Source organism: Filimonas effusa (assembly GCF_004118675.1).
GTDB lineage: Bacteria > Bacteroidota > Bacteroidia > Chitinophagales > Chitinophagaceae > Filimonas > Filimonas effusa.
Map to the genome: position 1 here is coordinate 538,567 of NZ_SDHZ01000001.1, position 21,188 is coordinate 559,754.

Below are 21,188 nucleotides of genomic sequence, written 5' to 3' on the forward strand. Positions count from 1 at the left end.
TTCTTTTAAGGTGGTACACGAAATTTCATGCCGATCGGTCAATTGTGGGCATACCAGTGCTGTTGGCCAGGCATAACATTGTTTGAATTGTACGACTGTTTCGTTAGTTATAGCTCACATTCAGGATCTCCTGGCGGTAGCGGTCGAGGATGGCTGATTTGGTAATAAAGCCTGCCCATTCGCCTTCTTCCGTTACTACTGCGAGTGTATGGGTATTACTTTGTTCAAAAGCATATAAGGCTGTTTCTACATCATCGTTGATGCTGAGAAACCGGGGTTTGATCATGACGTCTGCTGCTCTTGTATGCAGGTTTCTATTGAGGTCGTCGATCATAAGTGATTTGATATCATTTAGATAGATGACGCCAGCTAATTTTTTATTTTCATTGATGACTGCGTATACATCTTTCTGATCGCGGCTAATCTGTTTCGCGATTTCGGGAAGGCTGGTGTTCAAGTTAAATTGGAGGTACGACCTGTCGATGATATGTGCCAATTCGAGGCGGCTTAACATGAATTTATCGCGATCGCTTGGATTGAGGCGGCTGCTAAGGGAGAGTTTTTTCATTTCCATAGACAGGGGTTCAAATGATTTCACCACAAAGAAACTGATGGCAGCAACGAGCATCAACGGGATAATCAAGGAATAGCCGCCGGTTATTTCGGCGCTAAGGAAGATGGCTGTAAGCGGGGCGAAAAATACACCACTGAGCATACCTGCCATACCTGCTACCACGAAATTAGCGGTTGGCACGTCTTCGTATCCCATGAGGACGAACAGACGGGCGATGACAAAACCCAGTACGCCACCTATAAAGAGGGCGGGGGCGAAGCTGCCGCCATTGCCGCCGCCTTGTACTGTAAAGGCGGTTGCAAAGACCTTGAAAAGGATAACACCTACCAGGAATAACAATAACGCCCAGTTGGAATTGAAATGATTTAACAGGAAGGAGTTGCTGTGCAGGCGATTGTTATCGGCAAGGAGTTTTATGATATGGTAGCCTTCGCCAAACAGGGGTGGAAAGCAGAAGATAAGCACTGCCAGCAGCAATGAGCCCCATAGCCAGCGTTGCATGGCGCCCCGCATATGTGCAAACCTGTGTTCCAGCCAGGTATAAACCCGTGTATAGTACAACGCGGTTAACCCGCAGAAGACACCAATGACCACATAGAATAAAGTATTGTTGTAGTTGAATGCATGTAAGTTGTTGAAAGAGAGCAAGATGTTGTCTCCCAGGATGATGCGTGCCAGCAGTGCGCCGGTTGCGGCGGAGATGATGAGGGGGATGAAGGTAGTGATGGTAATATCGATCATCAGCACCTCGAGGGCAAATAAGACACCTGCAATAGGGGCACTGAATGCCGATGCGATACCTGCAGCGATGCCACAGGCCAGCAGGACGGTCTTTTCGCGGTATGGCAGGTAAGAAAGTTTACCAAAATTGGATCCTATGGCGGCGCCGGTGGCTACCATGGGTGATTCCAGGCCGGCAGAGCCTCCGAGTCCCACGGTGATACTGCTGGTCACAATATGGGAATAAACCTGGCTAACGGGGAGGTTGGCGTTGTCTTTGGCTATGGCGTAAACGATCTTATCGTTGCCTTTGAGAAAATCCTTTTTGAAGAAGCGATGGATAAAGAAGGCACTTAATCCAATGCCGGCGATGGGCATCAATACCTGGTACCACATTACGTTACCTGGGGCTGTATGGGAGAAGAAGGTTTCTTCCAAATGAAAGACCAGGAGTTTGAGCGCTACTGCGGCCAGGCTGGCTGCGGCGCCGACAATAATACAGGCAAAAAGCAGGAACTGCCGTTCTGTTAGCTTCTCTTTAATATAGGTAATTCCTTTGCGGATGTACTTATGGAAAAAACGGATCATAGTGCAAGGTAAGGATAGAATGGCAGATGGTGGATAAGGAAGGGAGGTGGCAGATGAGGAATGGCAGGCAAATAAAGGTGGAGGGGCTTAAGGATGTATTTGGTACACAATGAGATATGCTTTTTCCGGCATGGTTTTGGTGCGGGTATGGACTGTTTTACACCATCAGCAGATCATTAACGGACTATGATTAACATTAAAAACAAAAAACCATGAAAAGAAAATTACTCACTCTTGCTGCTGTTCTTATTGCCGGTATTGGCGTTTCTCAAGCCCAGATCCAAAAAGGAAATGTACTTGTAGGAGGTAACTTGTCGAACCTGTCGTTGGGATTGAATAGTGGAAGTCCTTTTAGTTTTAATCTTACGCCTAAGGCTGCCTGGTTTGTAAGAGACAATATGGCTTTAGGTGCGTATGTCAATTTTGGACTTGAGACTTACAAGGGGAAAGGGGGCAGTGATGTTTCCTATGGTGTAGGTGCTTTGGGCCGTTACTATGCAAATGACGCGAGTATTAATTTATTAAAACATTCCCGTTTCTTCCTGGAGGCAAATGTTGGTATTGAAGGTGAGAACTATGTAGGCAGCGGCAGCACCAATGGCCTGGGTATTGGCTTTGGTCCTGGTATCGCTTATTTCATTACGCCTAACATTGGGTTGGAGACATTGCTGAAGTATAACGGTATCGTTGGTTTTGGCGACAGGGTTACCAGTCATGCGCTTAACCTGAATATTGGTTTCCAGATCTATCTTCCTTCCAGCCGTATTAAAAGCACCATCGACAGGGAGCGCTAGTATTCCCTGGTTGCAAGAAGTAACGTTATAAGGTTGCAGGAAGCAATGCTTTGGTTGTAAGAAGCACGTGTAGTTGGCAGCTCCCGGGCTTTGATGGAAGAAGCGGGTATTATAGCTGCGAAAGCACGGTTCCGGTTGTAAAAAGTATTGAGCAAGCTAAATAGCAAGCAAAAAGGAGGCTTCGGGCCTCCTTTTTTTATTGATCGGTTATTTGCTGTGTTACTACATTTGTTCCGGTACTTCTATTCCCAGCAGCTTCATGCTGCGTTTAATAACAATAGAGGTAAGCTGGGCCAGCTGAAGGCGTAATGTTTTCTTTTCTTCTGTTTCCGCATTACCAATGGAATGGGCTGCGTATAAGGAACTAAAGGTTTTGGATACATTGAAAACAAAGATCGCGATCTTGGACGGATCGTGTTCTGCAGCTGCTTCCTGGATCACAGAAGGGAATTGTTCGAGCTGTGTCGCCAGTTCTTTTTCCAGTGGCAGCATTGTGTGGCTGTCTTTATTATTTAAATCCCATTGACCGGTGCCTGTGATCTGTTCTTTTCTCAGGATGCTTTTGATACGTGCATAAGTATATTGGATGAAGGGGCCGGTGAAGCCATGGGAGTCGATACTTTCTTCGGGGTTGAAGATCATTTTCTTACGTGGATCGACCCGCAGTAGGAAGAACTTCAATGCGCTCAGGGCTATTGTTTCGTTCAGCTTTGCTTTTTCGTCGTCGCTGAAGTTTTGCACTTTACCCAGCTGTTCGGTTTCTTTAGCGGCAGTGCTGATCATTTCAGCTACCAGGTCGTCGGCATCTACTACGGTTCCTTCGCGGCTTTTCATTTTACCGGTAGGTAATTCCACCATGCCATAGCTGAGGTGGTAGATACCGTTGGCGGCAGGTAATCCGAGTTTTTGCGCTATCAGCTTCAGTACTTTAAAATGATAGTTTTGTTCATCGCCTACCACATAGATGCTTTCATCGCATTTGTACTCTTCATATTTTCTTACGGCGAGGCCAATGTCCTGGGTCATATACACGGCGGTGCCGTCTTTACGCTGTACGAGTTTTTGATCGAGGCCATCGGCGGTGAGGTCGATCCATACGCTGCCGTCTTCTTTTTTAAAGAAAACGCCTTTTTGGAGGCCTGACTCCACGAGGTCTTTACCGAGCAGGTAGGTTTCACTTTCGTAGTAGGTTTTATCGAAGTCGGAGCCTATTTGTTTATAGGTAGCGTCGAAGCCCTGGTAAACCCAGTTGTTCATGCGCTGCCAGAGTGCGATGACCTCAGGTTTGCCTGCTTCCCAGTCGACCAGCATTTGCTGTGCTGCCTTCATAATGGGCGCTTCTTTCTCTGCTTCTTCTTTTGCAAGTCCTTTTGCTAGCAGCGCTTCTACTTCTGCTTTATAGATATCGTTAAACTTAACGTAGTAGTCGCCTACAAAGTGGTCTCCTTTTTTGTTGGTGCTTTCGGGGGTAGCGCCGTTGGCGGTGAGCTGCCATGCGATCATGCTTTTGCAGATATGGATACCGCGGTCGTTGACGATACATGTTTTAACGACCTCGCTGCCTGCGGCGTTGAGGATAGATGCGATACTCCATCCCAGGAAATTGTTACGGAGGTGTCCGAGGTGGAGGGGTTTGTTGGTATTGGGAGAGGAGTACTCGACCATTACCTTGCGGTTATTGGGAGAGGCAACGCCAAAGCCTATATTGGTGTGTTGTTCGTGGAGGAACTGCAGCCAGTAGCTATCGGTGAGTTGGAGGTTGAGGAAGCCTTTGATAATATTAAAGCTATGGAAATGGCCGGGGTATTGTTTCACCAGTTCATTACCGATTGCGTTACCGAGGGCTTCGGGGGATTGTTTGAGTTGTTTGATAAATCCGAATAATACAATGGTGTAGTCGCCTGTAAATTCCGGTTTTGTGGCATTGATCAGGATAGATTCCGGGTTGGTTTCCTGTTGATATAACTGTTCAATTACTTTGGCCGTAGCCTCTTTTATTACTGCAACAACGCTCATACTATTCGTAATTTGGGTGGCAAAAATAATATTAACTTTGCCGCCATTCATGAAAAAGGTGCATCATTTACTGAAACGGTCTATTTTACAGTTGATAGATTCTTTTTATCCCTGGTTCCGGCGGCTGATGCCATTGGAGACGTTCCGGTATGCTGCCTGCGGGGGAGGCAATACTTTGCTGAACCTGGCCATTTACGTATTCTCGCTGCATTTTATCTTTGACAAGCAGGTGTTTCATGTCCCTTTTCTGCCATTGGCCTTTGAGCCGCATATTGCAGCTTACCTGCTGGCTTTTTTTGTCACTTTTCCTTCGGGTTTTTACCTGAGCATGTTCGTGGTATTTCCAGAATCGGCATTAAGGCGGCGTATTCAATTATTCCGCTACCTGCTGGTGGTGCTGGCCTGTATGGTGCTGAACTACGGCTTTCTGAAATTATTTGTGGATTATTTAGGCTGGTATCCTACTCCTTCGATGGTGCTTACCGTTGCGATGGTAGTTTCTTTCAGTTATCTCAGCCAGCGTCATTTCTCGTTCCAGAAAAAGAAAGAGGGCTTTGGGAAGGCTACCACTACCGAGGTGGATTAAGGAGCGGGGCCATTTTGCGTAAAACTGCATTTAAAGGAAAAAGTACCGCTGGGGGAGGGAGGCAAGTGCGATACGAGTGCGATGCAAGTGCGATGTAGGTGCGGTTATGGTATACTCGTGGTATAGTAATGGGATACCTTATGATATTCCGGCGGATTGTGCCAGTTGTAATGTAGGTGCGGTTATGGCATACTCGTGGTATAGTAATAGGATACCTTATGATATTCCGGCTGATTGTGCCAGTTGTAATGTAGGTGCGGTTATGGTATACTCGTGGTATAGTAATAGGATGCCTTATGATATTCCGGCGGATTGTGCCAGTTGTAATAAGAAGGGGGCTGAACGGGAAACCGGTTGGCCCCCTTCTGTTTTTATCAACGGACTATTTGCCGGCGGTTACGCTCCATATTGTGTTGGAGGCGTCATCGGCGACCAGCATGGTGCCGTTTTGTAGGATGGTGACGCCTACGGGGCGGCCGTACACTTCATTTTCTGCCGCATTGGCAATAAAACCTGTCAGGAAATCTTCGGGCTTGCCGCTGGGTTTGCCGCTTTTAAATGGAACATATACTATTTTATAACCTACCAGGGAGCTGCGGTTCCAGGAGCCATGCTGACCTATGAAGGCGCCATTATGGTATTTGGAGGGGAAGGCGTCTTTATCATAAAAGGCGAGGCCCAGGGAGGCGGTGTGTGCGCCCAGGGGCACATCGGGGACTATTGCTTTTGCAACAAGGTCTTGTCTTTCGTTATTCATCCTGGGGTCTTTGTTGGCGCCAAAGTAGGAGTAGGGCCATCCGTAGAAGCCGCCTTCCTGAACGGAGGTGAGGTAGTCGGGCACCAGTTCGTCGCCCAGTTCATCGCGTTCGTTTACGGCTGTCCATAAGGTAGAAGTGCCGGGGGCCCAGCCCATGCCAACCGGGTTGCGCAGGCCGGCGGCAAAGATGCGTTCGCCGGTTCCATCGGGGTTGATTTCCAGGATATTAGCCCTTCTTATTTCATTTTCCATTCCATGTTCCGCTACATTGGAGCCGGAGCCTACGGAGATATAGATCTTGGAGCCGTTGCCATTGGCGAGCAGGTTGCGTGTCCAGTGATTATTATAACCGCCTTTGGGGAGGTCGAGGATCTTTTTGGGTTTGCCTGTTATTTTATGTTTTTCAGGATCGTAGGGATATCTGAGCAGGGCATTGGTGTTGGCCACGTAGAAGAAATTGCCCAAAACAAGCATGCCGAAGGGCTGTTCGAGGTCGCTGAGGAACACTTCGCTGATATCGGGGATATTATCGCCGGTGGTATCGCGGAAGAGCAGTACGTTGTTGGCGCTGTTGCCGAGGTTCTGTGATTTGGCTTTACCTGTTAATTGGGCTCCTACTTTTTTGATGGCGCCGGCGTCGGTGCTGGCCTGGGAAACGAAGATATCGCCGTTGTTGGCCTGGTAGATCCAGCGTGGGTTATTGAGGTCTTTTGCGAATATATTAACGGTAAAACCTGAGGGCGCTACGGGTTTTTTATCGGCAGGCCATCCTATTACCTTACAAAATGCATTTTTAGACGGGGTGGCATATGGTTCCGGAAGTTTCACTTCTTCGGTTTTGGTTGTAACGGTATCGGCGGGGGTATTGGTTTTGTTCTTATCCCTGGGTTGAGATTGGCAGGCTATTAAAGTACTGACTGCCAGAAATGACATAAGGGTATATTTCATATTTGCTCTTTTAGGCTTATGTAACAAGCGTAATGCCATTAATAGGTTGATAATATGACATTTTTTCATCCCGCCGACCCATGGCATAATGATTGAGAAACCATACTTGTAAAATTTTGAATACTAACCATTAAAGGAGATCAAGTATATGGGAAAGATTATTGGAATTGACCTGGGTACCACAAACAGTTGCGTTGCCGTAATGGAAGGTAACGAGCCTGTGGTAATAGCCAACGATGAAGGTCGCCGTACCACCCCATCGGTGGTAGCGTTCCTGAAAAATGGCGAGCGTAAAGTAGGTGATCCTGCAAAGCGCCAGGCTATTACCAACCCGCAGAACACAATTATGAGTGTGAAGCGTTTTATGGGTCGTCGTTACGACGAGGTGACAGAAGAAATCAGCCATTGGAGCTATAAAGTGGCAAAAGGTGACAATAATACGGTTCGTGTTGATATAGATGGCAGGTTGTATACTCCACAGGAGATCTCTGCCATGGTGCTTCAGAAAATGAAGAAAACTGCTGAAGACTACCTGGGTCAGGAAGTAACTGAAGCGGTCATTACTGTACCCGCTTATTTTAATGATGCGCAGCGTCAGGCTACGAAGGAAGCGGGTGAAATTGCGGGTCTGAATGTTCGTCGTATTGTGAACGAGCCTACTGCAGCTGCCCTGGCCTATGGTTTGGATAAAGCGGGTAAAGAACAAAAGATCGCCGTATTCGACTTAGGTGGCGGTACATTCGATATTTCGATCCTAGACCTGGGTGACGGTGTATTTGAAGTAAAATCTACCAATGGTGATACTCACCTGGGTGGTGACGACTTCGATAAAGTGATCATGGACTGGCTGGCTGACGAGTTCAAAAAAGAAGAAAACGTAGACCTGCGTAAAGATCCTATGGCTTTACAGCGTTTGAAAGAAGCTGCTGAGAAGGCTAAGGTGGAGTTGTCTTCTTCTTCAGAAACAGAGATCAACCTGCCTTATGTAACTGCTATCGACGGCGTTCCGAAGCACCTGGTTAAGAAATTAAGCCGTGCCAAATTCGAGCAACTGGCCGATAACCTGTTCGAAAGGTGTTTACGTCCTTGTGAAGCTGCGTTGAAAGATGCGGGTTACAGCACTTCCCAGATCGATGAAGTGATCCTGGTGGGTGGTTCCAGCCGTATTCCTAAAGTACAGGAAATTGTAGAGAAGTTCTTTGGTAAGAAACCCAACAGGAGTGTAAACCCTGATGAGGTGGTAGCTATCGGAGCTGGTATACAAGGTGCGGTATTGACTGGTGAAGTAAAAGACGTGTTGCTGCTTGACGTTACTCCGTTAAGCCTGGGTATTGAAACAATGGGTGGTGTTATGACTACCATGATCCCCAGCAACACGACTATTCCTACCAAGAAATCGGAAGTATATTCTACTGCCAGCGACAACCAGCCTGGTGTACAGATCCATATCTTACAGGGCGAAAGGCCAATGGCCAGCCAGAACAAGAGCCTGGGTGTATTCAACCTGGATGGTATTCCACCGGCTCCACGTGGTGTTCCTCAGATTGAAGTGGTGTTCGACATCGATGCCAACGGTATCTTACATGTGAGCGCTAAAGATAAAGGAACTGGTAAAGAGCAGAAGATCCGTATTGAAGCTGGTAGCGGCTTAAGCAAGGAAGAGATTGAAAAAATGAAAGCTGAAGCGAAAGCCAACGAGGCTACCGATAAGGAAGCCCGTGACAAGGTTGAAAAACTGAACCAGGCTGACAGCATGATCTTCCAGACTGAAAAGCAACTGAAAGAGTTTGGTGATAAGGTTCCTGCTGATAAAAAGGCGCCTATTGAAGCTGCTTTAGGCAAGCTGAAGGAAGCGCACAAAACACAGGATCTGGCGCAGATAGAGCCTGCTTTGAACGAGCTGAATGCGGCATGGACTGCAGCCAGCGAAGAAATTTACAAAGCACAGCAAGAAGGCGGCGGGGCACAACCTGGCGCTGAAGCGAATGCGGGTAATGCAGGTGCCGGTGCAGGTGATACTGTAACCGATGCTGAGTTTGAAGAAGTGAAATAAGCTTCGCGCTTATATAATTGAAAAGCCCTGGCGATAGCCGGGGCTTTTTTGTTATGTGTTTCCAATTCCCACGCTCCTGGCCCAGAATTCCAACTTTTGCCCTTCATAAAATTCAAGGTAAAAATATCCATTGCCATCTTCTGAAGTCTCAATCAGTTCACCATTAAGTTCAAGCCTCCCTCTATATAGGCTATCAATCGTCAGTTGAGTTGTTTCTTCCACATTGAAAAAGTTGATTGCAGTTATGATGACGTCTGTAAACTTTAGCGATATAAGGCTATTGTCGGTGTTGTTGTTTAGTTGTAATGCCAATGTTTTACCAGTATAAACGATTTGCCCGCAAGTGTAATCGTTATGAAAATCGTAGTAGTGGTTGTTATAATGGTATTGGGCCAGGTCATTAATGAATTCTATTGAGGTGGCAGCTATCATTTTATCGGTGAGTTTATCAAACGTTATCGCTTCTGATTCGGTGTGTGTAATAAAAAAGAGAACGTATCATAAATGTGTACGTTCTCTTTTGATGCCTTATGAAAAGGGACTAGATGCTTACGTTGAAATCTCTTAATGCGTCGTTGAGACTTGTTTTGAGGTCGGTGCTTGCTTTTCGCTGGCCGATGATGAGGGCGCAGGGCACCTGGTATTCGCCGGCAGGGAATTTTTTAGCATAAGTACCGGGGATCACAACGCTGCGGGCAGGAACACGGCCTACGCTTTCTACGGGGGTATCGCCGGTAACGTCGATGATCTTGGTAGATTTGGTAAGTACTACGTTGGCGCCGAGTACGGCTTCTTTTTCAACGATGACACCTTCTACCACGATACAGCGGCTTCCTACGAATACGCCGTCTTCGATGATTACGGGAGATGCCTGTAAAGGTTCGAGAACGCCGCCGATACCTACGCCACCGCTCAGGTGAACGCATTTGCCTATCTGGGCGCAGCTACCTACAGTTGCCCATGTGTCGACCATAGTTCCTTCATCGACAAAAGCGCCGATGTTTACATAGCTGGGCATTAATACGGCGTTTTTGCCGATGTAGGCGCCGTAACGTGCCACTGCATGTGGTACCGCCCGTACACCTAAAGAGGCATAGTTCTTTTTGAGTTTCATTTTGTCGTAAAACTCAAAGGGTTCCAGTGCCCAGGTTTTCATTTGCTGGATGCTGAAATACATAAGGATGGCCTGTTTAATCCATTCGTTTACCACCCATCCGTTTTCTGTTGGAGAAGCTACACGAAGACGGCCTTTGTCCAGTTCTTCGATCACTGATTTTACTGCTTCTACGCATTCATTATCCTTCAGAAGTTCTCTGTCGGCCCACGCTTTCTCAATCGTTGGTTTTAAATCCATGACCTTATTTTTTGGTAAAAATACGCAAAAACCGATGTTACAATCCTAATACGGTTTTTAACTTACCATATCCTCCTTTACTAACGGGCAGGCGCATACCTGACTGGAGGATGACGAGGTGTCCGTCTTTTTCGTAGGGGTCGATACGTGTTATCTGCTGTACGTTGATGATATAGGAGCGATGGATTCTGACGAACTGCTGGGATCCGAGCAGTTGTTCGAAGTAGACCATTGTTTTGTTCTTGAGGAAGGCACCTTCGATGGTATGGATCTTTACGTAATCGTCGGCACCTTCGATATACAGGATATGAGGGATGGGGATGATCTTGATTTTGCTGCCTTCTTTTACAACCACCCTGTTCTGCTGGCCGGTAGCCTGTGCTATGGATTCGAGGAGGGGTTGTGTTTCCTGCGGGGTTGTTGTTTGCGTTCTGCCGGCGAGCCATTTTTGGATAGCCTTGTTGAAGCGGTCCTGGCTGAACGGTTTGAGCAGGTAATCGGTGGCATGCGTTTCAAAAGCTTTGATTGCGTATTCTTCGAATGCGGTGGTGAAGATGATGGCAGGTGGTGTATCTACCAGTTCCAGCATTTCGAAGCCGTTGATCTTGGGCATTTGTATATCGAGGAAGATGAGATCGGGGTTGTGCTGGGTGATGGCTTTGATGCCTTCGAAGCCATTGCCGCATTCTTCCACAACGGTGAATTCGGGCCATTGCTGGAGGTATTCTTTCAGGATACTGCGCGCCAGTGGTTCATCATCTATCAGTAATGTCTTTATCATGGAGTTGTGGAATAATAAGCGTGGTGGTGAAAATATCTTCTTCGCTGGTGGTATGTACCAGGTCGTTTCGTGCAAACAGGAGGAAGAGCCGTCGTGTTACCGATGACAGTCCGAATCCCATGCCTTTGCCGGCGACGGCTGTTTCGGGATCGAATGGGTTGCTCACTTTCAGTATGAGGTGGTGATCGGTATCCTGTGAGGCTTCAATTTTTATTTCAACGGTTTCGGTGGTATCGTAGAGGCCAAACTTGATGGCGTTTTCTACAACCGGTTGCAGGAGCAGTGTTGGTACAAATGACTGTCGTGCTTCATCGCTGCACCTGATGCTTGCCTGCAGGCGGTGGCCGAACCGTACCTTTTCGATATCGAGGTAGAGTTGCAGGTCGTCGAGTTCTTCGAGTAATGGCACCCATTGCTGGGCGTCTTTGCGCAGTGTACCGCGGAGGAAATCGGAGAGCTGCTGGATCATATGTCTTGCCTTTTCGGGTTCGTTGCGGGTAAGTGCGCTGATGGAGTTAAGGCTATTGAAGAGGAAATGCGGTTGCAGTTGCTGGCGCAGGCGGAAGAGTTCTGCATCGCGGGCGAGCTTTTCGGCGTCGGACTGGCGTCTGCTGGCGATGGACTGTTCTTTCTGGGTGTACCATAGCAATCCAAACATGGCAATACATCCTATGAGGAGGCAGTTGAAGGCATAGCGGATGCCTGATGAGTTGCGGACAAAGTTGGAATAAGCTTCGTTGCCGCAGCTTAAAGTTGTGAGCACTCCTTTGGTAATAAAGAGACAAACTGCGCCGAGGACCATACTTATCACTAATATATACCAGTATTTTTCTTCTCCGGGCAGGTAGAAGCGCATGTTGGTAATGATGAGCCTGCTACAGCAGGCCAGCAGCAGGTTGCTGAGAAGGCTGTCGGTGAGCGTAAGTGCCAGTCCGAATGCCGGTTGGTAGACCACGGCAGTTTGTATAATAAAGCTGGCGATCCACCAAACCAGGAGGTTACGATAGAATGTTTTATTAGAGAAGCCGTTTTCCTGGATGGCATTTCGTTTCATGTAGCGAATTTCTTAAAAAAGCCGGATTATATGGTATTTACAAATTCGCCTGCGTGACGATCGACGAGGTGCGCTGCTTTGAGGTTGGTGATATGGACGTAGTTGTCGGCGTCACAGTCTTCGACGATGCGGGAATAGAGTTCGGCGCCATCGTTGAGCCTGTCGACCTGGTACAATTCGGAAACGTTGATGAATTTCCATTGTACGAGGGCTTTTTCCTGGTTGAGGAAATTGTCTTGTTCATTCTGGCCCAGCGACTGTGCTTTATGGAGTGCATGCAGGCTATCTTCTGCTTCTATTAACCGCAGTTGTTCATCGAATTGGGGTGTATGCTTGCCATCACCACAAATAATACGGTAGACTATTTTGGCCATGTACCAGTTCATAGAATTGATTTTATGATGAGAGGATGATTGCTAATAGCTTTGGATGTCGATACCGCCGAATACGGAGGTACCTTTGAGGACAAGTACTTTATTGAGATCGGCGACGGTGCCTTGCAGGGGGCGTTTGTCTTCTACGCCGCCGAAAACGGCTGCTATTTCCGATTTCAGGTCCCAGTGGGGCGGTATGATGAGTTTAGTGCCGCCAAACAGCTGGGTGACTTCGAGGACCACGGTGCCTTGTATATCGGCCTGAGACAGGTTGATTTCGGCACCTCCCATGATGCAGGTCACTTCGCCGCCGGTGAAGTTTTTAGAAACTACTTTTTTTTTGACGGCGCCGAAAACGCTTACGGAGTCGATGGAGTCGCCGGGCGTTTCTTCCTGTGTTATATTGGAGCAGTCGTGCCTGAACTGTTGCTGCCATTCCTGGCGTTGGCGGAGGAACTGCCTGAGTTTGCGGTTTTTATGTGCATGTCTGGGGCGGAGGAGGAAGAACAGGCCGAGGACCATGATGATGATGGGGGCGGTATACTGGTCGATGTTGGCGCCGGGGAACCAGTTGTCTATGGACAGGAAGATACCCAGGCCAAAGGGGATGATCCAGGCGGGTTGGCGGAAGCGGCTTTTCAAGCCTGCTATCAGGCCAATCACGATCAGGATGGTTTGGAAGGTGAACAGCCAGTGTGGCAGTGGCGCTCCCATTTTATAGGCAAACAGCAGTCCGCCTGCTATGATGAGGAAGATACCTGTAAAGGCCCTGTCTTTGCCGGAGCTGCGGTGTCTGCGTTTCAGGAATTGTTCGTCGTTATATTCGTTGTTTGTCATCTTATTTATATTGATAGCACAAATCTAAAGCGTGGTTTTTGTGTGGGGAACAGCTTTTAGGCTTGTTGGGGGCAGGTGCCGGTCAACGGCGGGAAAATGCCGGTGAAAAAAAGCATCGGCTTATATTTGGCGCATGAAGATAGCTTTTGAGGCCAAGCGTGCCTATACGAATGGAACAGGTTTGGGTCATTACAGCCGTACCCTGCTGAGTTCGCTGGCAGTTAATTTTCCTGAGCATTCTTATTACCTGTGCACGCCGAGGCTTACCGATCGCTATAATGCTGCGGCATTCAGCAATATGCAGGTAGTGACGCCGCAGCGCTTTCCTTCGCGTTTATTTACATCGGCCTGGCGCAGCAGCTGGGTGAAGAAGGATCTGAAGCGGCTGGGTATTGATCTGTACCATGGGTTAAGCCATGAGATACCGATGGGGATACAGCATACGGGAATTAAAACGGTGGTAACGATACATGACCTGATATTTGAGCGTTATCCCGGCCAGTTCAATGCTATCGATGTAAAGATCTACCGTAAGAAATTCAGTTATGCCTGTGCGCATGCCGACAGGGTTATAGCGATCAGCCAGCAGACCAAGGATGATATTATGCATTACTATGGTACACCTGCTGAGAAGATAGATGTTTGTTACCAGAGTTGTAACCCGATGTTTGCGGGGCGGGTGAGCGAGGAGGAGAGGCGGGTGATCCGTGAGCGGTATCAATTACCGGAGCGGTATTATTTATATGTAGGGTCGGTGATAGAACGTAAGAACCTGCTGACCATTTGCAAGGCTGTAAAGGCGTTGCAAAACGATATACCGCTGGTGGTGATAGGAGACGGGGATGGTTATAAAAAGCAGGTGTTGCAGTATATAGCGGAAAACGGGCTGGGGGATAAGATCTTATTCTTATCGGACCGGGCGGAGACCAAGGGGCTGGCGTCGTTCCGTTCGGCGGAGGATTTCCCTGCTATTTACCAGCAGGCGATCTGTATGATCTATCCTTCGATCTTCGAGGGGTTTGGGATACCGGTGCTGGAGGCGTTGTTCAGCCAGATACCTGTTATTACTTCGAACCTATCGTGTTTACCGGAGGCTGGCGGGCCTGGCGCCTGGTATATCGATCCTTATGATGTGGGGCAGTTGGCGGAGGGGATGCGGTGTTTTGCTACGGATGCTGTTTTATGCCGAGAGCGTGCTGCGCAGGGAGTGGCGTATGCACAAAACTTTACTGCCGATAAATGCGCGGCGGCTGTAATGCAGGTGTATCTTCGTACTGTATGATAACCAATGATTTTTCTGAAGATGTCGAAAATTGCCTGTCTGTATTAGAGACCGGCGGATTGATATTATATCCTACCGATACTGTGTGGGGGATAGGTTGTGATGCCACCAATGCGGAAGCTGTTGACAAGGTGATCAACTTAAAGCAGCGTCCTGATTCCAAGAGCTTTGTGGTACTTGTTGCTTCTGAGAAGGAGGTGTTGCAGCATGTAGCGGCGCCGGATCTGGCTGTCTTCGATTATCTAAAGCATGTGGCCAAGCCTACTACCGTTATATATGAAAATGCGTTGGGGCTGGCGCCCAATGTTACTGCGGCAGACGGATCTGTAGCCATACGGATCTGCGGTGATGCATTCTGCCGTCATCTTATCAAGCGGTTTGGCAAGCCGTTACTGAGTACATCGGCCAATTTAAGCGGGATGCCGTCGGCGGCTATTTTTGCCCAGGTTGATCCGGCTATAAAAAGCGGTGTAGACTATATTGTACAATACCGGCAGTACGATGTAGTGCCTGCGCAGCCTTCTGCGATCGTGATGTGGAAAAACGGGAGCCTTCGTATTCTCCGACCTTAAAATTTTCCTTTTTTCATGAAATGTTAAGGTGAAATGCTTGCGGAGGAACGCTATTGGTAGTAATTTCAGAGAAGCCTTATGAAATATAAACCCTGTCGTTTCCCGTTTTTGTGAACATCAAACAGAGTGATCATGACGAAGGTAATTTTAGAAGTACCCGCAGAAAAAATGCGTTCCTTTATCCAGCTGGTATTGAGTCTGGGTATCGAAAAACATGCGATTAGTTCGCATGCCCGCAACAGCGACGGCGAAGCCCGCCTGTTAATTAAGCGTCGTCCTTTCCGGAAGCGTTTTCCCTCCTTTTTATTATTTGACTGGGAGTTTTTCAGTAATGAGCTGGAATATGAGTAGTAATAATTCGTTGTTGGGCGAAAAATTACGGCAAGGCAATTATCTTTACGGCAATGGAGATTCATTGTTCAGATAGAGAAGAGGTCATTTTCAAACATATTGCGGCCGCTGCGGCAGAACTAGGTGTACCTGTTTATTTAATCGGAGGATTTGTAAGAGATAAGATCATTGGCAGACCGACCAAAGACGCTGATATTGTGTGTCTTGGTGATGGCATAGCGCTGGCGCATGCGGTAGCGGCGCGTTTCAGTCCGCGGCCTGCGGTTGCTTATTTCAAGAATTTTGGAACTGCGCAGATCAAGCTACCTGATATAGAGATCGAGTTTGTTGGTGCGCGCAAGGAGAGTTACCGTGCTGACAGCCGCAAGCCTGAGGTGGAAGCGGGCAGTTTGAAAGATGACCAGGACAGGCGTGATTTTACCATCAATGCATTGGCTATCAGTTTAAACAGAGATGATTACGGACAGTTGCTCGACCCTTTCAACGGGCAGCTGGATATTCAGTATAAACTTATACAAACGCCGCTGGAGCCGGCGCGTACTTTCAGTGATGATCCTTTGCGGATGATGCGTGCGATCCGTTTTGCCACGCAGCTGGATTTTACGATTGACCAGAAGACCTTCCAGGCCATCCGGGAAAATGCGGGGCGGATCAAGATCGTTTCGCAGGAGCGGATCACCGACGAGCTTAACAAGATCATGTTAAGCAGGAAGCCGTCGACGGGCTGGGACCTGCTTTCGAAGAGCGGGTTGCTGGCGATCATTTTTCCCCAGATGATGGATTTGCATGGTGCGGAGTATATTGACGGCATCGGGCATAAAGATAATTTTTATCATACGTTGCAGGTGCTGGATAATATTGCGGTGCATACTGAGGATCTGTGGCTGCGGTGGGCGGCGTTACTGCATGATATAGGCAAACCTCCCACCAAGCGGTTTGAGGAGGGGCATGGCTGGACCTTTCATGGTCATGAGGTGGTTGGCGGCCGCATGGTGCCCAAGATCTTCAACCGTTTGAAGCTGCCTTTGAATGACAGGATGAAGCTGGTGCAGAAGCTGGTGGAGCTTCATTTGCGGCCCATCAGTTTAACGAAGGAGAATATTACCGACAGTGCTATCCGCCGGTTATTATTTGATGCTGGCGAGGACATAGAGGCACTGATGATGTTATGTGAAGCTGATATTACGAGTAAGAACAAGGCGAAGGTGCGGCGTTACCTGCAGAATTTTGAGCTGGTGCGTGAGCGGCTGGAGGAGGTGGAGGAGAAGGACCGGATCCGCAACTGGCAGCCGCCTATCAGCGGAGAGATGATCATGGAGACGTTTGGGCTGAAGCCGGGCAGGAATGTGGGCATTATCAAGGATGCGATACGGGAAGCGATACTGGACGGGGTCATTCCGAATGGTTATGAGGCTGCGCGGGAGTTCATGCTTCAGAAAGCGGCGGAATTAAATCTTCGTCCCGTGTAGGTTTGGGACATATATTTGTGTTTCATCTTTGAAGGTTAAGATTTTCCTTTATTTTAGCGCAATTAATTGTACAGAAACTAATGGCCGTATTAAAGTTCAGAGTGTATTTTGAAGAGGACGACGCGATCTACAGGGATATTGTTATAAAACATACCCAGTTTTTTTCCGATCTCCATCAGGCTATCCTGAAATCTTACGAGTTCGACAATAAACATGCTGCTACCTTTTACCGCAGCAACGATCATTGGGTAAGGGGTCGTGAGATAAGTGTGGAGCCGTATGACAAGGACTATAAAGTACCTCCCTTGCTGATGGCTGAAACTACTATTGGCAGTGAGATCCGTGATCCTAACCAGAAGTTTGTTTATACTTACGATTTTTTCAATAAGAACTGGGTGTTCCTGGTTGAGCTTATCAATGTAAGCAAGGAAGCCAGTTCGAAGATCACCTACCCGGCGGTAAGCCGTTCGGAAGGCATTGGTCCGCAGCAATATGGCACCCGCAGTTTACTGGGCAACAAGTTTGTTGAAGTAGAGGAGAAATATGACCTGGGCAAAGGTTCGGAAGGGTATGGTGAAGAGGGGGAAGATGGTGACGACGACGCTGATACCACTGATGATGGCAGCAGCGCCGACGACGACACACTGCTTTAATGTTTCAGTTTTTCTTTAAAGACTTTCTCGAATTTTTCCAGTTTAGGCATAATAACAAACCGGCAATACATTTGCTCGGGATTGTTATTGTAATAATTCTGGTGGTAGGCTTCGGCTGAGTAGAAGTTCTTGTAGGGTTCTACTGCCGTAACAACAGGATCTTTGAAGGCTCCGCTTTTATTGAGCTGGTCTTTGTAGTATTCTGCTTTTGCTTTCTGTTCGTTATCGAGGAAGAAGATGACGCTACGGTATTGTGGTCCTACGTCGTTCCCCTGTCGATTGAGGGTGGTAGGGTCGTGTGTTTTCCAGAATACTTCGAGGAGGTCGTCGTAGCTGATCTTCGAGGTATCGAAGACGATGCGGCATGCTTCGGCATGACCTGTGTTGCCGGTGCCTATTTCTTCGTAGGTGGGATTCACGACATGTCCGCCACTATAGCCGCTGGTAACTTTTACAACGCCTTCGAGGCGCTGGAATACGGCTTCTGTACACCAGAAGCAGCCGGTGCCGAATACGGCTGTATCTGTTTTAGCCTGGATGGCCTTTTTCTCGTCTGACATGTTTTTTGATTGACTACCTTTACGTTCTGCACAGGAGCTGAATGAGAGCAGGCTCATCATAGCGCCGGGGACAAGAAGCGTTCTAAATACACGTGTGCTCGGTTTCATAAACGCAAGTACATCACTATTTGTTGAGTGACCAAGTTAATTAACAAATCGCTAATTTATAGTTTTTACAAATAGCTCCTTCCGGCTGTGGCAGGAAACGCAAAAAAATGTTAACCTATGACCTAACTTTGCAGGCACATGAAACTTTATCCAGAATCGGCGATCACGCAATTGGAGTTTGACAAGGTGAAGGCCCTGTTAAATGCGCATTGTAAAACTGAATATGCGAAGAATAAGGCGATAGCGCTGCGGGTTCATAACCGCAAGGAATATATTCTTACGGAGCTGCAGCAGACACATGAGTACCGGCTGCTGTTGCAGATGGCGATGTATTTCCCGAACGACTATGTACTGAACATTTCGAAAGATATAAAGCTGCTGGGGATACCGGGCAGTACCTTAACGGGCGAGCAGTGGATGCTGGTGCGCAAGCTGGCGGAGAGTATAGAAAAGATCTTCCGTTGGTTTGATAATGACCGGAGGACGGGTTATCCTGCGTTAAGCAAGGTGATAGCGGAGAGTTACTATGAGAAGGTGATCATAGAGCTGATAGACGAGGTGCTTGATGAATACGGGAATGTTAAGGACACTGCTTCGGACGAGCTGCAGAAGATAAGGATGGGGCTTTACAAGAAGCGGAACGAGCTGCGCCGGATGTTTGACAAGGTGGTAAGCCGTTTGTCGAAAGCGGGTTATACGGCGGATATCGATGAAAGTTTCAGCAACGGGCGAAGGGTGGTGGCTGTATTTTCGGAGTATAAGCGGCAGGTGAAGGGGATTTTGCATGGGGAGAGTGACAGCCGTAAAACTGCGTTTGTAGAGCCTGAGGAAACGATACCGTTGAACAATGAGGTATTTGCGCTGGAGAATGATGAGCGTAAGGAGGTGATGCGGATACTGCGTGATCTTACTTCGCGGTTATCGGTTTACAGCAGTCTGCTGGCGGTGTACCATGACATCGTAGGTGAATTTGACTTTATAAGGGCCAAGGCGCGGCTTGGTATTGATATGAATGGTAATTATCCCAATGTGGTTGATAAGGCCCATATAGAGCTCAAGGATGCGTATCACCCGCTATTATACCTGTACAACCAGAAGTCGGGCAAGCCAACGATACCTGTAACCCTTACGCTGGATGAGCAGCACCGGTTGCTTATCATCAGCGGGCCCAATGCGGGTGGCAAGACGGTGACGATGAAAACGATTGGATTGAACCAACTGATGTTGCAGAGTGGTTTGCTGGTGCCAGTGCATCCTACATCACAGATGGGGATATTCCGGCAGTTGTTCATTCATATAGGGGATACGCAGAGCATCGAGTTTGAGCTGAGCACTTATTCGTCGCACCTGATGCATATGAAGTATTTCATAGAAAATGCGAATGGCAAGACGATGTTCTTTATCGATGAGCTTGGCAGCGGGAGTGATCCGAACCTGGGCGGGGCTTTTGCGGAGGTGATACTGGAGGAGCTGGCGCGGAGGCATTCGCTGGGTATTGTAACCACACACTATCTGAACCTGAAGGTGATGGCGACGCGGACGGCGGGTATTGTGAATGGTGCGATGGCGTTTGACGAGGTGCATTTGCAGCCATTGTACAAGCTGATGGTGGGCAAGCCGGGCAGTTCGTATACTTTTTCGATAGCGGAGCGTATTGGTTTGCCGCAGCAGCTAATCAGCCGTGCGCGCAAGCTGGTGGATGAAGATCATTTCAGGCTTGACAAGCTTTTGAACAGAACGGAACAGGATTTGCAGCAACTGGATAAAGAGAAGAAAGAGCTTCACAAGCTGCTCCGGGAAAATGAAAAGCTCAAAAAGGAGATGGAGCAGGTCATTCACAAAGAAAAGCATCTGCAACAAATAGCGTTGCTGAAACAGCAGAACAAGATCACTGAAGACCGGATAGAATACCTTAAGGATATGGAACGCAAGCTTCGTCAGATAGTGCTGGAGTGGCGGAAAGCTGAAGACAAGACTGTTGTGATGAAGCAGGTGCAGAACCTGTTATTCAAGAAAAAGGAGCAGATTGTAAACAGCAAGGTGGCGCAGAAGCTGGAATCGAAGTACCGTGAGGTAGCGGGAGATATTGTTGTGGGAGCGAAAGTGAAGCTAAAAAAGAACTACCAGGTAGGAGAGGTGAAGGAAGTGAGAGGCCGCAGAGCTATTGTGCAAATAGGAGTAATACCTATGAATGTGGATATTACAGATTTGACGGTTGTAGAAGAAAAGAAAACATCTTAGGTAAAATCTTATATATTTGAACCCTCTAGATGGATCAGATGTCTCTGTTCAGGTAGTAAAACAATGTAGAATGGCGAGCTTTAAATCTATACTTTTAATTGAGGATGATCCGATTACCATTATGGTATGCGAGCGGATCATTCGTATGACCGGTTTTGCAGAGCAACTGACATCGGTGACCAACGGCCAGGAGGCGATAGACTACCTCCAGGAGCTGGCCAAAACGGACCGCAACGCCATGCCCGACATTATTTTCCTGGATATTAATATGCCCGTTATGGATGGGTGGGAATTCCTGGAACAGTTTCATCATATACAACCACTTTTTACCACACAGCCAGCTGTTTATGTATTGTCTTCCACAGTAGACCCTGAAGATTATACCCGTGCAGAGTCGTATGGCATTGTGCGGCGTTTTGTTTCCAAGCCGCTTACACGCGAGGTTCTGGAGAGCATACAGTAGGGACGTGCAGAGGCTGGCACGTTAGTGGTAGAAGTTAGTTACATTTCAAATAA

At 47.8% G+C, this 21,188-nt stretch carries 20 protein-coding genes; 10 read left to right on the top strand and 10 right to left on the bottom strand.

What is annotated here, in order from left to right; genetic code table 11:
* Positions 1–103: 103 nt before the first annotated feature.
* Positions 104–1,882, bottom strand: a complete 1,779-nt coding sequence (locus ESB13_RS01995; protein ID WP_129001361.1) for a chloride channel protein — start codon at positions 1,880–1,882, stop codon at positions 104–106.
* A gap of 212 nt (positions 1,883–2,094) precedes the next feature.
* On the opposite strand from ESB13_RS01995, the gene ESB13_RS02000 reads away from it, so the two are divergent.
* The gene (locus tag ESB13_RS02000; RefSeq protein ID WP_129001362.1) at positions 2,095–2,676 is read left to right on the top strand and encodes a hypothetical protein; all 582 of its coding nucleotides are present in this window, start codon (positions 2,095–2,097) and stop codon (positions 2,674–2,676) included.
* A 222-nt stretch (positions 2,677–2,898) separates the two neighbouring features.
* Here ESB13_RS02000 and argS read toward each other — a convergent pair whose 3' ends face one another.
* The gene (argS, locus tag ESB13_RS02005; RefSeq protein WP_129001363.1) at positions 2,899–4,692 is read right to left on the bottom strand and encodes an arginine--tRNA ligase; all 1,794 of its coding nucleotides are present in this window, start codon (positions 4,690–4,692) and stop codon (positions 2,899–2,901) included.
* Between the two features lie 49 nt (positions 4,693–4,741).
* Here argS and ESB13_RS02010 point away from each other — a divergent pair, with 49 nt between their 5' ends.
* The gene (locus ESB13_RS02010; RefSeq protein ID WP_129001364.1) at positions 4,742–5,278 is read left to right on the top strand and encodes a GtrA family protein; all 537 of its coding nucleotides are present in this window, start codon (positions 4,742–4,744) and stop codon (positions 5,276–5,278) included.
* A 382-nt stretch (positions 5,279–5,660) separates the two neighbouring features.
* Here ESB13_RS02010 and ESB13_RS02015 read toward each other — a convergent pair whose 3' ends face one another.
* Positions 5,661–6,983 (bottom strand): PQQ-dependent sugar dehydrogenase, encoded by a 1,323-nt coding sequence (locus ESB13_RS02015; protein WP_129001365.1) that lies wholly within the window; start codon positions 6,981–6,983, stop codon positions 5,661–5,663.
* A gap of 148 nt (positions 6,984–7,131) precedes the next feature.
* Here ESB13_RS02015 and dnaK point away from each other — a divergent pair, with 148 nt between their 5' ends.
* A complete protein-coding gene (gene dnaK / locus ESB13_RS02020) occupies positions 7,132–9,036 on the top strand; it encodes a molecular chaperone DnaK (protein WP_129001366.1) in 1,905 nt (634 codons plus the stop codon).
* A gap of 51 nt (positions 9,037–9,087) precedes the next feature.
* Here the strand turns inward: dnaK and ESB13_RS02025 are convergent, their stop codons facing one another.
* The 6 genes from ESB13_RS02025 to ESB13_RS02050 all read right to left on the bottom strand — a co-directional run bounded on the left by ESB13_RS02025 (position 9,088) and on the right by ESB13_RS02050 (position 13,436).
* Positions 9,088–9,468, bottom strand: coding sequence for a hypothetical protein (locus tag ESB13_RS02025; RefSeq protein ID WP_129001367.1), 381 nt, complete (start codon positions 9,466–9,468; stop codon positions 9,088–9,090).
* Positions 9,469–9,577: 109 nt separating this feature from the next.
* Positions 9,578–10,390 carry a 2,3,4,5-tetrahydropyridine-2,6-dicarboxylate N-succinyltransferase gene (locus tag ESB13_RS02030; protein WP_129001368.1) on the bottom strand — a complete coding sequence of 271 codons (813 nt, stop codon included), beginning with the start codon at positions 10,388–10,390 and terminating at the stop codon, positions 9,578–9,580.
* 37 nt (positions 10,391–10,427) lie between these two features.
* Positions 10,428–11,171: a LytR/AlgR family response regulator transcription factor gene (locus tag ESB13_RS02035; protein ID WP_129001369.1), complete on the bottom strand. Its 744-nt coding sequence runs from the start codon at positions 11,169–11,171 to the stop codon at positions 10,428–10,430.
* The gene (locus ESB13_RS02040; RefSeq protein WP_129001370.1) at positions 11,146–12,225 is read right to left on the bottom strand and encodes a sensor histidine kinase; all 1,080 of its coding nucleotides are present in this window, start codon (positions 12,223–12,225) and stop codon (positions 11,146–11,148) included. Before ESB13_RS02040 ends, ESB13_RS02035 begins: the two co-directional genes overlap by 26 nt.
* A 26-nt stretch (positions 12,226–12,251) precedes the next feature.
* Entirely contained in the window at positions 12,252–12,611 is a 360-nt protein-coding gene (locus ESB13_RS02045; RefSeq protein ID WP_129001371.1) for a DUF4288 domain-containing protein, read from the bottom strand.
* Between the two features lie 30 nt (positions 12,612–12,641).
* On the bottom strand, positions 12,642–13,436 hold the full coding sequence (locus ESB13_RS02050; protein ID WP_129001372.1) for a LiaF transmembrane domain-containing protein: 795 nt from the start codon (positions 13,434–13,436) through the stop codon (positions 12,642–12,644).
* A gap of 133 nt (positions 13,437–13,569) precedes the next feature.
* Between ESB13_RS02050 and ESB13_RS02055 the strand changes: the two genes are divergently transcribed.
* The 5 genes from ESB13_RS02055 to ESB13_RS02075 all read left to right on the top strand — a co-directional run bounded on the left by ESB13_RS02055 (position 13,570) and on the right by ESB13_RS02075 (position 17,763).
* A complete protein-coding gene (locus ESB13_RS02055; RefSeq protein ID WP_129001373.1) occupies positions 13,570–14,718 on the top strand; it encodes a glycosyltransferase family 4 protein in 1,149 nt (382 codons plus the stop codon).
* The gene (locus ESB13_RS02060) at positions 14,715–15,290 is read left to right on the top strand and encodes an L-threonylcarbamoyladenylate synthase (RefSeq protein WP_129001374.1); all 576 of its coding nucleotides are present in this window, start codon (positions 14,715–14,717) and stop codon (positions 15,288–15,290) included. The genes ESB13_RS02055 and ESB13_RS02060 overlap by 4 nt, the downstream gene beginning before the upstream one ends.
* Before the next feature lie 132 nt (positions 15,291–15,422).
* The gene (locus ESB13_RS02065) at positions 15,423–15,641 is read left to right on the top strand and encodes a hypothetical protein (protein ID WP_129001375.1); all 219 of its coding nucleotides are present in this window, start codon (positions 15,423–15,425) and stop codon (positions 15,639–15,641) included.
* Between the two features lie 53 nt (positions 15,642–15,694).
* A complete protein-coding gene (locus ESB13_RS02070; RefSeq protein WP_129001376.1) occupies positions 15,695–17,110 on the top strand; it encodes a CCA tRNA nucleotidyltransferase in 1,416 nt (471 codons plus the stop codon).
* A gap of 80 nt (positions 17,111–17,190) precedes the next feature.
* Positions 17,191–17,763, top strand: coding sequence for an IS1096 element passenger TnpR family protein (locus ESB13_RS02075; protein WP_129001377.1), 573 nt, complete (start codon positions 17,191–17,193; stop codon positions 17,761–17,763).
* On the opposite strand, the gene msrA is transcribed toward ESB13_RS02075, so the two are convergent.
* On the bottom strand, positions 17,760–18,431 hold the full coding sequence (gene msrA / locus ESB13_RS02080; protein WP_246022409.1) for a peptide-methionine (S)-S-oxide reductase MsrA: 672 nt from the start codon (positions 18,429–18,431) through the stop codon (positions 17,760–17,762). The genes ESB13_RS02075 and msrA overlap by 4 nt on opposite strands.
* A gap of 138 nt (positions 18,432–18,569) precedes the next feature.
* Here msrA and ESB13_RS02085 point away from each other — a divergent pair, with 138 nt between their 5' ends.
* Entirely contained in the window at positions 18,570–20,672 is a 2,103-nt protein-coding gene (locus tag ESB13_RS02085) for an endonuclease MutS2 (RefSeq protein ID WP_129001378.1), read from the top strand.
* A gap of 70 nt (positions 20,673–20,742) precedes the next feature.
* Entirely contained in the window at positions 20,743–21,135 is a 393-nt protein-coding gene (locus tag ESB13_RS02090; RefSeq protein WP_129001379.1) for a response regulator, read from the top strand.
* Positions 21,136–21,188 lie beyond the last annotated feature (53 nt).